This window comes from Streptomyces sp. TAA204, assembly GCF_000424965.1.
On record NZ_AUKW01000021.1, the window covers coordinates 94,283 to 106,957 of the forward strand.

The following is a 12,675-nucleotide window of genomic DNA, read 5'->3' on the forward strand; positions in this document are numbered from 1 at the left end:
CATGCGCCGCACTCTCCCGCCGGACTGTTCCGCTCCGACTGGCATTCCCGGCCGCCGATGCTGTTGGGTCGGGTCATGCAGTTCTCCCGTAAGCACCACCGCCGCCGTCTGCGGCTCGCCGCCGCCGCGGGAGGAGCCGCGCTGCTCACTCTCTCCGTCTCCGCGTGCAGCGCGACGGAGCGCCTGACGACCGGCATGAAGGTACGCAGCTCCGTGGTGAAGCTCGGCGACCAGCCCGCCGCCACCGTCACCGCCTCCGTGGACGGATCGCCGGAGCAGGCCTACCGCTTCCTGGCACAGGTACGCGGAGGGACCGGGGAGGAGAAACTGCGCAAGGACGCCGTCAGGCTCGCACGGGCCGAGGTGACGCTCGCGGCCGGCTCGGGCGACGACGACACACCGCTGAAGGAGATGCCGGCCTCCGACGCGGCCGACGTGGCGGCGGCGATGAACTTCGGCGGCACGGACGCCCTGGCGGTCAAGTCCGTGCGGGACAGGCTGTATCTGCGCGTCCGTCTGAAGTCGCTGGTACGGCAGACGGACGGCCCGCGTGACGCACGCAGGGCCGCGTCGGAGATCGTCGCGCTCGCGGACGATCTGCCCACCACACTCGGTGCGGCGAAGGACGCGCTGAAGGGCGAGTGGGTGCGGGCCGACCCGGACACCTTCGACGACTTCGCGCGTACGGCCGAGATGCTGGCGGCACGAGCGCAGGAGAAGAGCCGCGCGGAGGAGCCGGAGAAGGACGAGCATGAGGACGGCGAGAGCGACGAGGCCCGGCGCAGCCGGGAGATCCGCGACGCGGTGACCGTCGGCTCGGCACTCGACGGTCAGTCGCAGCGCGAGTTCGTGAGCGGTGTCCAGGAGCTGCTGCGCGAGCACGCCACGTTCGCCGACAAGGGCGAGCGCGACGGCGCGGAGCACGTACGGCTCACACTTCCGGGGCGGAAGGCGGCCGACGACCTCGTCGCCGCGCTGCGCCCGCTCGGTGCCGAGATCGCCCCGTCCCGCGTGCCCGGGCGGGACATCACCGCGGACCTCGCCATCCGGCGCGGACAGCTGACCACGCTCACCCTCGACCTCGGCCAGTTCACGGGGAAGGGCGTCCACCTCCCCCTCAGGCTGGACTTCGGGAGCGGCGGCGCCGTCTCGGTCAGGCCGCCCGGCGGCACGAAGGAGCTCGAGCCGCAGGACCTGGTCGCGGCGCTGATGTACGGCGCCCTGGGCACGGAGAACTTCTGACGCCATCCTGGAGAATGGAACTCCGCGTGGCCCGTGCCGCGTTTCCCGTGTGACAGGCACCGGCCCTGGCCCACTCTCTCTCAGGGGGAGACCCGATGGCGTACGGATCAGGCTCCGACATCAACAGCACCAGCAGCGGCAGAGCCACGGGCGGAGGCGCCAAGTCGGCGGCCAAGCTGATACTGCTGTGGACGGGGCTGCTGTGGCTGCTGGAAGGCGTGGACCACGTCACGGGGCACGCGCTGGACACCTTCGGCATCATGCCGCGTCAGCAGAGCGAGCTGGTCGATGTGATTCCGGCGGCGTTCATGCACTTCGGCTTCGGCCACCTCGTGGCGAACACCCTGCCGCTGCTCGTCCTCGGCTTCCTCGCGGCGCTGCGCGGCACCGCCCGGTTCCTGGCCGTCGCCCTCACGATCATCGTGGTCAGCGGGGTCGGAGTGTGGCTGGTCGCTCCCGAGGGGAGCAACACCGCGGGCGCGTCGGGCCTGATCTTCGGCCTCTTCGGTTATCTGCTCGTGCGGGGCTTCGTCGACCGCCGCATCACCGATGTCGCACTGGGCGGCGTCGTCGCGGTGCTCTACGGATCGATCCTGTGGGGAGTGCTGCCCACCGACAGCGGCATCTCCTGGCAGGGACACCTGTTCGGGCTGATCGGCGGTGTCGTGGCCGCCTTCCTCACATCGAGCAGTCGCGCGGCGTCCGGCGCCAAGCCCGACTGGCACTGAGGCCGCGCGGGAGCGCGCCGCCGGGACGCCCGGCCGCGCCCCGGCGCGTAGCCGGACCGGCGTCCGGGCGCGTCGCCGGCGCTCAGACGCCCAGCCCGCGCACCGTCAGGTCCAGCAGCGCGCACACGAACAGCGCGATGCCGATGAAGCCGTTGACCGTGAAGAAGGCACGGTTGAGGCGGGAGAGGTCGCCGGGCTTGACTATCGAGTGCTCGTAGACGAAGGCGCACGCGACGATCAGCAGGCCGAACCAGTAGAAGACCCCGGCCCCCGTCAGCGCTCCGAACCAGCACAGCAGCGCCACCGTGACGACATGAGCGCCGCGTGCCCCGTACAACGCGGCGGCGATGCCGAAGCGAGCGGGGACGGAACGCACGCCGTGCGCCCGGTCCGCGGCGACGTCCTGACATCCGAAGATCAGGTCGAACCCGCCGATCCACACCCCGACCGCCAGCCCCAGCACCACCGCGTCCCAGGACCACGCCCCGGTCACCGCGATCCATGCGCCGATGGGGCCGATGGCCTGGGCGAGACCGAGGATGGCGTGCGGGAAGTCGGTGAAGCGCTTCCCGTACGGATAGACCACCATCGGCACGACGGCGACGGGTGCGAGGGCGAGGCAGAGCGGGTTGAGCAGGGCGCAGACGCCGAGGAAGACGGCGAGGGCGACCAGCGCGCCCGCCCAGGCTGAGCGTACGGACAGCGCGCCCGTGACCAGCTCCCGTCCGGCGGTGCGCGGGTTACGGGCGTCGATCTCGCGGTCGATGATCCGGTTGGCGGCCATGGCGAAGGTGCGCAGGCCGACCATCGCGACGGTGATCAGCAGCAGCTCCCGCCACAGCACGGTGCCGCCCGCCTCGAACATGGCGGTGAGCGCGGCGATGTAGGCGAAGGGCAGCGCGAAGACCGAGTGCTCGATCATCACCAGCCGCAGGAACGCCTGCACGCCGCCGTGGCGCCGGGGCAGCTCCGCGCGTGCGCCGTCGCCCGTCGCGGCTTCCCCGCTCACAGGCCGTACTCCTTCCAGCGCTGTGTGACGCGCTCGGCGACCTGCGGATCGGACTCGATCATGTGCGGCCATCCGCCGTCGCGCGTGTACCCCTCCTCGGGCAGCTTCTCGGTCGCGTCGATGCCTGCCTTGCCGCCCCAGAACTGCTGGTACGAGGCGTGGTCGAGGTGGTCGACGGGCCCTTCGACGACTGTCAGGTCGCGGGAGTAGTCGACGTTGCCCAGCGCCCGCCACGCGACCTCGTGGAGATCGCGTACGTCGCAGCCCGCGTCCACCACGATGATCAGCTTCTCCAGGGAGAGCATGTGGGCGCCCCAGATCGCGTGCATGACCTTCTGGGCGTGCTTGGGGTACTTCTTGTCGATCGAGACGATCATGCAGTTGTGGAAGCCGCCCGCCTCGGGCAGGTGGTAGTCCACGACGTCCGGCACGATGATCTTGAACAGGGGCAGGAAGAACCGCTCGGTCGCCCGCCCCAGCGGACCGTCCTCCGTCGGGGGACGGCCCACCACGATCGACTGGAGGACCGGCCGCCTGCGCATCGTGACGCAGTCGACCGTCAGCGCGGGGAAGTCCTCCTGCGGCGTGTAGAAACCGGTGTGGTCGCCGAAGGGGCCCTCCGGCAGCGTCTCTCCGGGCTCCAGCCAGCCCTCCAGCACCACCTCGGCGTTCGCCGGCACCTGCAGCGGCACCGTCCTGCAGTCGACCATCTCCACCCGCTTGCCCTGGGTGAAGCCCGCGAAGAGGTACTCGTCGATGTCGCCGGGCAGCGGCGCGGTCGCCGCGTAGGTCACGGCGGGCGGGCAGCCGAAGGCGATGGCGACGGGCAGCTTCTCGCCGCGCCGGGCCGCGACCTGGTAGTGGTTGCGGCTGTCCTTGTGGATCTGCCAGTGCATGCCGATGGTGCGCCGGTCGTGCCGCTGGAGCCGGTAGAGACCCAGGTTGCGGACGCCGGTCTCCGGGTGCTTGGTGTGCGTCAGCCCGAGGTTGAAGAAGGAGCCGCCGTCCTCGGGCCAGGTGAACAGCGCGGGCAGCCGCTCCAGGTCCACGTCGTCGCCGTGCAGCACGACTTCCTGCACCGGCCCGTCCTTGGCCTTCTTCGGCGGTACGTGCGCCATCGCGCCCAGCTTCCCGAACGCCTCCCGCATGCCGACGAAGCCCTGCGGCAGCTCGGGTTTGAGCAGCCCGCCGATCTTCTCGCTGATCTCGTCGTAGGACTGGAGACCCAGCGCCTTCAGCAGCCTCCGGTCCGTACCGAAGACGTTCATGGCCAGCGGCATCGAGGAACCCTTGACGTTCTCGAACAGCAGCGCCGGGCCGCCGGACTTCTGCACCCGGTCGACGATCTCACCGACTTCCAGGTACGGATCGACCTCGGCCTTGATGCGTTTGAGGTCCCGGTCCCGCTCCAGCGCCCGCAGCAGCGAGCGGAGATCGTCGTAAGCCATGCGCCCAGTATCCGCCATGGCTTCACGCCCTCGGGCGCCCGCCCCCGGCGCCCGCCCCGCACCGTTACGCTTGCCCTGTACTCAACCGCGTACGTGAACCGCACCAACCGCTCTACTGGCCCGCCGCGCCGAGTCAGCTCGCCTAGGGGGCGTCCCGCATGCTCAGGTATCTGCCGTTCCTCCTCGTCCTTGCGGTGTGGATCTTCGCTTTCATCGACTGCCTGAACACACCGGAGAAGGAGATCCGCAAGCTGCCCAAGGTGGCGTGGGTCATCATCATCCTGCTCTTCGGACAGGTGCTGCTGGGCCCCATCGCCTGGTTCGCCGTGGGCCGTCCCCGCAAGAACGCGCCGTACGGGGCCACGCGTCCGCAGGAGCGCCGCTGGGTCGCCCCGGACGACAACCCGGAGTTCCTGAAGTCCATCAACGAGGGCAGGAGCGGCCCCCGCAAGGACGACGACGGCACGGGGCTGAACGACGGCGGCGACGCCCGCAAGTCCACCGAGGGCACGGAAGAGGCCGCGGCCCCCGGTCCCGGCAGCGCGAACGGCGACGGCAGCGGCGGGACGGGCGCGAACGGTGACGGCGACCGTCCGGACGCCGCGCGGCAGGAGGCCGAACTGCGCCGCCGCGAGGAGGAGTCACAGCGGCGTCGCGAGAACGGCGCGGACGGTACGGACGACGCACCGCCCCAGGGCCGCTGAGCGGCACAGAGACGTCGGAGCGGGCACGTCGGCGCGGGCACGGCGGCGCGGGCACGGCGGCCCGGAGGACCCGGAACGGGCGAGGGGCTCAGCCGACGCCGGCGTAGCTGTGCTTGCCGTTGAAGAAGATGTTGACGCCGTAGTAGTTGAAGAGGAAGCACGCGAAGGCGAGCAGCGCCAGACAGGCGGCCTTGCGGCCCTTCCAGCCGGCGGTGGCGCGGGCGTGCAGGTAGCAGGCGTAGGCGACCCAGGTGATGAAGGACCAGACCTCCTTGGGGTCCCAGCCCCAGTAGCGGCCCCACGCGTCGCCCGCCCAGATCGCGCCGGCGACGATGGTGAAGGTCCAGAACGGGAAGACGGCCGCGTTGATCCGGTAGGCGAACTTGTCGAGAGAGGCCGAGGAGGGCAGCCGCTCCAGCACCGAGGTGGCGAAGCCGCCCGGGGTGCCGCCGGCGAGCAGCTTGCTCTCGTAGCGGTCCCGGAAGAGGTAGAGGGCCGTCGCGACGGCGCCGAGGTAGAAGAGCGCACCGCAGACGATGGCCAGCGAGACGTGGATCCACAGCCAGTACGAGTGCAGTGCGGGCACGAGCTGCGCGCTCTCCGTGTAGAGCACGGTCACGGCCAGACCCAGGTCGAGCAGCACGGTGGTGACCAGCGGCAGCCCGATCCAGCGGACGTTCTTCTTCGCCACGAGGAAGGCGAGGTAGGCGCCGACGGCGACCATGGAGAAGGCCGTGGAGAACTCGTACATGTTGCCCCAGGGGGCGCGCTGCACCGACAGCGAGCGTGCGAGGACACCGGCCGCGTGCAGCAGGAACGCGAGCGTCGTCATGGAGACGGCGATCCGCCCGTAGAGGTCGCCCTGTTCGTCGCCGCCCGCGGCGCCCGGCCCGTCGGGCAGGTCGCCCCGGCGGCCCGCCGAGGAGCGTACGACGACCTTGGGGCGCTCCAGCACCGAAGTGGCGCCGCCCGTACGTACCTTGACGGCGGGGGCCTCCGGGCCGGCTGCCGCGTCGCCGCCCTCGTCCTGATTCCCGCTGAGCGCCGCGGCCGTGCGGGCGACCTTGCTGCGGCTGCCGAAGACCCACTCGGCGATGTGCGCGACGAAGGCGAGGGCGTAGACGGCCATCGCCGAATAGATCAGCCAGTTGCTGATCTCGGCGAGACTCTCGTTCGTTGCGGCAGCGATGTTCACTGGCGTTCTCCTCGGGACGAGGCTTCGGCGCCGCCTTCGTGGCCGGCTTCGGAGGTGGTCGTTTCGGGCGGGGTGGATTCCGCGGGGCCGGACGTGGCGGCGGACGGAGGCGCCCCGGCGCCGGCTTCGGCTTCCCCGTCGGTGTCGGCTTCGGTGTCGGTGTCGGCTTCGGTGTCGGCTTCCGTGTCTTCGTCCGCGCCGGCCTCCAGGCGCTCGGGAGGCGCGTCGGCCTGGAGGCTGAAGGCCAGATCGCCCAGCTCCTCGGGAAGTCTCGCGGACTCGCTGCGGCCGAGACCGGCCATCTCCACGACCGTACGCCCGTCCGCACCTGTGACGGCCCGCACCCACACACGGCGCCGCTGGATGAACAGCGACCCGGCCAGGCCCGCGATCGCGGCGAGCGCGCCGCCCAGCGCCCAGCCGTTGCCCACCTGGTGGACGACCTGGAACTGGGCCCACTTCCGTACGCCCTCGAACTTGAGCGAACCCCCGCCGTCGGGGAGCTTCATCGACTCCCCGGGCAGGATCTTCTTCGCGAGCGGACTCCCGTCCGAGGTCTTGAACTGCTTCATCCGCTCCGTGTCGAGCTGGTAGACGCTCTGCGCCGCCCCGTAGTCGAGCCCGAGGTCGCCGTGGTAAGCGGTGAGGAAGAGCACCGGATACTGCAGGGCCGGGGACTGCGAGAACATCGTGCCCGCGCCGGAGCCGCCGAAGGTCGGCACGAAGAAGCCCTGGAAGCCGAGCTGGTCCCTGCGGCCCTTCCCGTCCCGGTAGTCGGTGACCTTCACCACCCCGGACGAGGTCAGGTTGCCGTCCTGCGGAAGGAAGGCGACGGGGCCGCGGTAGGCGGTCCGGCCCTTGCCGTCCTTGACGGAGACGACGGGGGCGTAGCCGTTGCCGTTCAGATAGACCTTGGTGTCTCCCACCTCCAGCGGGTGGTTGACCCTGATCGAGTCCTTCTTCTCCTTGCCGTCCGCGCCCTGCCAGTACGAGATGTCGGCACGGAAGGTGCGTGCCGTCCCCTTCTCGGGGCCGCTCTCCTCGTACGTGGCGTGGAACTCCTCGAGGCTGAAGCCGAAGGAGTCCAGCTCCTCCGTCTCGAAGAGGGAGCCGGACTTGAAGTCGTCGTACTGGGTGAGGGTGTTGGAGAAGCCGTCACCCTGGACGATCAGTTTCCCGCCGTCGGACTTCCACAACTGCCCGGCGGCGAAGGCCAGCAGCAGCACGATCAGGGCGATGTGGAAGACGAGGTTGCCCGCCTCCCGGAGATAGCCCTTCTCGGAGGCAACCGCGTCGCCCTCGCTGTGCACGCGGAAGCGCCGCCCCTTCAGCAGCTTCGCCGCGCCGTCCAGCGCTTCGTGCGGGGGGACGTCGGTGTTCCAGGTGGTGTAGACGGGCATCCGGTCCAGGCGGCGCGGGGCACGCGGCGGCCTGCCCCGGAGCTGACCGGTGAACTGCCAGGTTCGCGGGACGATGCAGCCGGCCAGTGAGATGAACAGCAGGATGTAGATCGCCGAGAACCACACCGACGTGTAGACGTCGAAGAGCTGGAGCTTGTCGTAGACCGGCGAGAGCACGTCGTGCTTCTCGCGGAACTCCTGGACCTTGACGCTGTCGACGTTGGTCTGCGGGACGACGGAGCCGGGGATCGCGGCGAGCGAGAGCAGGAAGAGGAGGATCAGCGCGACCCGCATCGAGGTGAGCTGCCGCCAGAACCAGCGGGCCCAGCCGATGACGCCCATCGAGGGGACGTTCAGCCTGTCCTCGCTCGGCGCGGTGGACAGCTGGGACTCGGCCTCCCGCGCAAGCCTCCGCTCCTCGGCCGGACCGCCCGAACCGGCCCCGGCGGCGTCGGTGGCCCCGGCGGCGTCAGCGACCCCGGTGGCTTCGGTGGGGTCGGTGGCGCCGGGCTCCCGGTCGGTCGCCCCCTCGGCGCCCGCGCTGCCGGTGCCGCTGTCCGTCGTACGCATCTCAGATTCCCACGGTGTAGTCGGACGACCAGACTTGCAGGTCGTACACGATCCGGTCCCAGACCCCCGTCACAAGCAGGAGGCCGACGAGGACCAGCATCCCGCCGCCGATCCGCATCACCCAGACGTAGTGCCGCTTCACACGGTCGAAAGCGCCCAGTGTCCGCCGGAAGGCGACGGCCGCGACGACGAAGGGCAGGCCGAGTCCGAGACAGTACGCGACGGTCAGCAGCGCACCGCGTCCCGCGCTGGCCTCGCTGAAGGCGAGAGTCTGCACCGCGGCGAGTGTCGGTCCGATGCACGGCGTCCAGCCGATGCCGAAGAGCACGCCGAGCATGGGGGCGCCCGCCAGCCCGACGGCCGGCCTGCGGTGGATGCGGAACTCCCGCGACGTCAACCGCGAGAGCGGGCCGCCCAGCACGCCCATGAACGCCAGACCCAGCAGTATCGTCAGCGCCCCCAGCACACGGGAGATGATCACCCGGTGCTCCTGCAGCGTGGCGCCGAATCCCCCGAAGAGGGCGCCGCCGGAGACGAAGACCGCCGTGAAGCCGAGCACGAACAGCCCGGCGCCCAGCAGCATCCGGCCGCGGCGGGCCTGGGCGAGGTCCGTGCCGCTGACCCCGGTGACATAGCTGAGGTAGCCCGGAACGAGCGGCAGTACGCACGGGGAGAAGAAGGAGACCAGACCGCCGAGCACCGCCACGGGCAGGGCCAGCAGCAGCGCTCCGCTGAGGACCGTCCGGTTCACCCCGGTCGAGGTCGCGGCGGCGGCATCGGCGACGGCGGCGAGCGCGCTCATGGAGCGGTCACTTCTCCGCCATCAGGGGATCGAGCGCGGAGCGCAGCTCCTTCTCGCTGAGTTCCTTCAGAGCCCGTACGGCGATCTTCCCCTCGCGGTCGAGGATGAGCGTGGAGGGGATGGCCTGCGGGGAGAGGCTGCCCTTGGGGAAGCGCAGGATCAGCTTTCCGCTGGGGTCGAAGAAGCTCGGGTACTCGACGCCGTAGTTGCGCTCGAAGGCCTTGGCGTTGGCGCGGTCGAGATCGCGGGTGTTGATGCCGACGAACTGCACGTCCTCGCCCTCGGTCTCCTTCGCGACCTTGGCGAGGTTGGGGGCCTCGGCCCGGCAGGGGGCGCACCAGGAGCCCCAGACGTTCAGGACGACGATCTTCCCCTCGTAGTCGGAGAGTTCGAGCCGCTTCCCGTCGACACCTTTGCCCGAGATGTCGGGTGCCGCCTGCCGCTCCCCGCCGGGCACCTCGGTGATCTTTCCGGTGCCCTGCACGAACTTGGTGTCCCCGGAGGACGTCCCCGTCTCCTCGCCGCCGCATCCAGCCAGCACCGACGCACCGGCTGCCACCGCGGCGATCAGCAGGGCAGGGCGGCTTCGGAAGGCGCGGGTCCGACTCATGTGAAAAGTTTCGCATGAGCGCAGAGGGGATCTTCCACGCCCCCCTCGCCCGGTACGTACGGCCCGCACGGCCGCCCTCAAGCGCCGCGGCCCCCCGCGCCCTTGACGCGCTTGGCGTGCGCGCGCAGGTGCGGCGGCACGAGATCACGGGCGGGTTCCGTGTAGCCGACCGAGACGATCTCGTCGCCGCTGAAGGTGAAGGAGGTCAGCGACGCGAGCGTGCACTGCCGGCGGCGCGGGTCGTGCCAGAGCCTGCGCCGCTCCACGAAGCTGCGCAGCGTCCAGATCGGCAACTGGTGGCTGACGCACACCGCCTCGTGGCCGCGCGCCGCGTCCCGTGCCGCGTCCAGGGCGGCACGCATCCGCACAACCTGATGCACATAGGACTCGCCCCACGAGGGACGGAACGGGTTGAACAGGTGCCGCCAGTTCGCGGGCCTGCGCAGCGCGCCGTCGCCGACACCCACGGTGGTGCCCTGGAAGACGTTGTCCGCCTCGATCAACTGGTCGTCGGCGCCGACGACCAGGCCGTGTGTCTTCGCGATGGGCGCCGCCGTCTCCTGCGCGCGCTCCAGGGGAGAGGCGACGACGTGCGTGATGTCACGGTCGGCCAGGTGCTCGGAGACCCGCTCGGCCATCCGCCGGCCCAGCTCGGACAGGTGGTAGCCGGGCAGCCGGCCGTAGAGGACGCCGCTCGGATTCTCCACTTCGCCGTGGCGCATGACGTGCACGACCGTGACCGTCTCGTCCGCCGCCGCGGCGCCCTCCTGGCCGGATCTCGCCCGGTCGTTCCCCTCCTCCGGGCCGCCGGAGGGAGCGGGCGCAGGTCCGGCGCTCACTCGGACGCCTCCGCGGCGGCGCGGGCGGCGTCGGGCAGGGCCCGGGCCACCCGCTCCAGCGCCCCGTCGTCGTGCGCGGTGGAGACGAACCAGGACTCGAAGGCGGACGGGGGCAGATGGACACCCTGGGAGAGCATCGAGTGGAAGAACGCGGTGAAGCGGAACGCCTCCTGGGCCCGTGCTCCTTCGTAGTCGGTCACCGGGGAGTCCGTGAAGAACACCGAGAACATGTTGCCCGCGACCTGGAGGCGGTGTGCGACACCCGCCTTGGTCAACGCCTCGGTGACGGCGCCGCGCAGCTGCTCGGAGGCCGCGTCCACCGCCGCGTACGCCGCCTCGTCCAGGAGGCGCAGCTGGGCCACACCGGCGGCTGTCGCGATCGGGTTCCCGGAGAGGGTGCCCGCCTGGTAGACGGGGCCGGACGGTGCGAGGTGCTCCATCACGTCACGTCGTCCGCCGAAGGCCGCGGCCGGGAATCCGCCGCCCATCACCTTGCCGAACGTCATCAGATCGGGGGTCACGCCGTCGATGCCGTACCAGCCCTGCCTGCTGACCCGGAAACCCGTCATCACCTCGTCGGAGACGAAGAGCGCGCCGTGCGAGCGGCACAGCTCCTTCAACTGCCGGTTGAAGCCCTCCAGGGGCGGCACGACACCCATGTTTCCGGGCGCGGCCTCGGTGATGACACAGGCGATCTCGTCCGGCTGCGCCTCGAACGCGGCCCGTACGGCGTCGAGATCGTTGTACGGCAGGACGATCGTCTCGGACGCCTGCGCCCCCGTCACACCAGGGGTGTCGGGCAGCCCGAACGTCGCCACTCCCGAACCGGCCGCCGCGAGCAGCGCGTCCACATGCCCGTGGTAACAGCCCGCGAACTTGATCACCTTGGCGCGCCCTGTGAACCCGCGCGCCAGCCGGATCGCCGACATCGTCGCCTCGGTGCCGGAGGAGACCAGCCGCACCTGCTCGACGGGCGCGATCCGGTCGGCGATCTCCTCGGCGAGAGCCACTTCGCCGGCTCCGGGCGTACCGAAGGAGGTGCCGTTGCCGACCGCGTCCTGGACGGCCGCGATCACCTCGGGATGAGAGTGGCCCAGAATCATCGGCCCCCATGAGCAGACGAGGTCGACGTACTCCCTCCCGTCCGCATCCATCAGGTACGGACCGGCGCCGGACACCATGAACCTGGGCGTACCGCCCACGGCGCGGAAGGCGCGGACCGGAGAGTTCACGCCTCCGGGTGTCACGGCGGCGGCGCGGTCGAACAGCGACTGCGATACTGGGGCGTCGTAGGAGTAAGTCACAAGAGCCATGGTGTCAGAGGCTTCTGAGCCGCGAACGTGTCCCACCGGCACGTACGGCGGGTGCGGGCGGTGCCGGAAGTACCGGCCGGGCAGCACGGGGTTCACCCGGGCGCTGCGGGCGCGTTTCACGCCCCGCAGGACGGGGAGGTCTCTGACACGATGATCGGGTTGCGCGGCGGTGGCCGCGAGTGATCGGGTGGTGACATGCAGCGCGGTGGTGGACTCGGCGAGGGTACCGGGGACCTCGGTCCGGAGCGCGCAAGAGGACGTCACCGTAGAGACGCGGCGGAGAAGGACACTGGGATCAGCAAGGGTGGCGGCCGAGTGGGGGTGACCTACAAGTACTTCGGTGCCCCGGACGGAGCGACCGCGGCGCGGGTCCCTGTGTCGATGCGTCCCGAGGAACTCGGCGGGGACGAACTGGGCCACGGCATGTTCACCAAGATCAAGCCGGAGACGATGGCCGCGATGGTGCTCACGGGCATCGAAGGCATACCGCTGCACAAGGTGCCGCCGCTCGAACTCGTCGTGCTGCACCCCGACTACGCCGTGGTGAAGCTTCCGATGACGGTCGTCGACCCGCTGCGCGGCATCGGCGAGGAGTCCGTGGGCGCGGCGGCATTCATCTGGTCCACCGTTCCCGACCGGGCCGGCCCGCAGGACGCCTTCAACGTCTACCAACTCCTGCACGAGTGGCAGGACTTCTCCGACCGGCTGCACATGGCCGGCCACCAGCCCTACTGCCTCGTGTGGCCGTGAACCGCCCCCGGCGGCCGTGATGTTCGCCGTTTCGCTTCCACCGGCCCGCGCGTGGGCGTGCGATG

The 12,675-nt window shown here is 70.6% G+C and carries 12 protein-coding genes; 4 read left to right on the plus strand and 8 right to left on the minus strand.

The genetic code is table 11. The features are described from left to right. Positions 1-75: 75 nt before the first annotated feature. Both H343_RS0122075 and H343_RS0122080 read left to right on the plus strand, forming a co-directional pair. Positions 76-1,242, plus strand: coding sequence for a hypothetical protein (locus H343_RS0122075; RefSeq protein ID WP_028432917.1), 1,167 nt, complete (start codon positions 76-78; stop codon positions 1,240-1,242). 95 nt (positions 1,243-1,337) lie between these two features. Next, positions 1,338-1,970, plus strand: a complete 633-nt coding sequence (locus H343_RS0122080; RefSeq protein ID WP_078506012.1) for a rhomboid family protein — start codon at positions 1,338-1,340, stop codon at positions 1,968-1,970. Between the two features lie 82 nt (positions 1,971-2,052). Here the strand turns inward: H343_RS0122080 and mqnP are convergent, their stop codons facing one another. Continuing rightward, the gene (gene mqnP, locus H343_RS0122085; RefSeq protein WP_028432919.1) at positions 2,053-2,979 is read right to left on the minus strand and encodes a menaquinone biosynthesis prenyltransferase MqnP; all 927 of its coding nucleotides are present in this window, start codon (positions 2,977-2,979) and stop codon (positions 2,053-2,055) included. Further along, positions 2,976-4,427, minus strand: a complete 1,452-nt coding sequence (locus tag H343_RS0122090) for a menaquinone biosynthesis decarboxylase (protein WP_028432920.1) — start codon at positions 4,425-4,427, stop codon at positions 2,976-2,978. The genes mqnP and H343_RS0122090 overlap by 4 nt, the downstream gene beginning before the upstream one ends. Before the next feature lie 158 nt (positions 4,428-4,585). On the opposite strand from H343_RS0122090, the gene H343_RS34445 reads away from it, so the two are divergent. Beyond that, the gene (locus tag H343_RS34445; protein ID WP_078506014.1) at positions 4,586-5,131 is read left to right on the plus strand and encodes a PLD nuclease N-terminal domain-containing protein; all 546 of its coding nucleotides are present in this window, start codon (positions 4,586-4,588) and stop codon (positions 5,129-5,131) included. Positions 5,132-5,219: 88 nt separating this feature from the next. Here the strand turns inward: H343_RS34445 and ccsB are convergent, their stop codons facing one another. The 6 genes from ccsB to hemL all read right to left on the minus strand — a co-directional run bounded on the left by ccsB (position 5,220) and on the right by hemL (position 11,860). Continuing rightward, positions 5,220-6,326 (minus strand): c-type cytochrome biogenesis protein CcsB, encoded by a 1,107-nt coding sequence (ccsB, locus tag H343_RS0122100; protein WP_028432921.1) that lies wholly within the window; start codon positions 6,324-6,326, stop codon positions 5,220-5,222. Then, on the minus strand, positions 6,323-8,296 hold the full coding sequence (resB, locus tag H343_RS32155) for a cytochrome c biogenesis protein ResB (RefSeq protein ID WP_078506015.1): 1,974 nt from the start codon (positions 8,294-8,296) through the stop codon (positions 6,323-6,325). Before resB ends, ccsB begins: the two co-directional genes overlap by 4 nt. A 1-nt stretch (position 8,297) precedes the next feature. Beyond that, a complete protein-coding gene (locus H343_RS0122110; RefSeq protein ID WP_028432922.1) occupies positions 8,298-9,098 on the minus strand; it encodes a cytochrome c biogenesis protein CcdA in 801 nt (266 codons plus the stop codon). Between the two features lie 7 nt (positions 9,099-9,105). Further along, positions 9,106-9,708, minus strand: a complete 603-nt coding sequence (locus tag H343_RS0122115) for a TlpA disulfide reductase family protein (protein WP_028432923.1) — start codon at positions 9,706-9,708, stop codon at positions 9,106-9,108. Between the two features lie 77 nt (positions 9,709-9,785). Further along, on the minus strand, positions 9,786-10,430 hold the full coding sequence (locus tag H343_RS0122120; protein ID WP_051265749.1) for a histidine phosphatase family protein: 645 nt from the start codon (positions 10,428-10,430) through the stop codon (positions 9,786-9,788). Between the two features lie 113 nt (positions 10,431-10,543). Next, positions 10,544-11,860: a glutamate-1-semialdehyde 2,1-aminomutase gene (hemL, locus tag H343_RS0122125; protein WP_028432925.1), complete on the minus strand. Its 1,317-nt coding sequence runs from the start codon at positions 11,858-11,860 to the stop codon at positions 10,544-10,546. A gap of 195 nt (positions 11,861-12,055) precedes the next feature. Between hemL and H343_RS0122130 the strand changes: the two genes are divergently transcribed. Next, the gene (locus H343_RS0122130) at positions 12,056-12,610 is read left to right on the plus strand and encodes a hypothetical protein (protein ID WP_078506016.1); all 555 of its coding nucleotides are present in this window, start codon (positions 12,056-12,058) and stop codon (positions 12,608-12,610) included. The last annotated feature ends 65 nt before the right edge of the window (positions 12,611-12,675 follow it).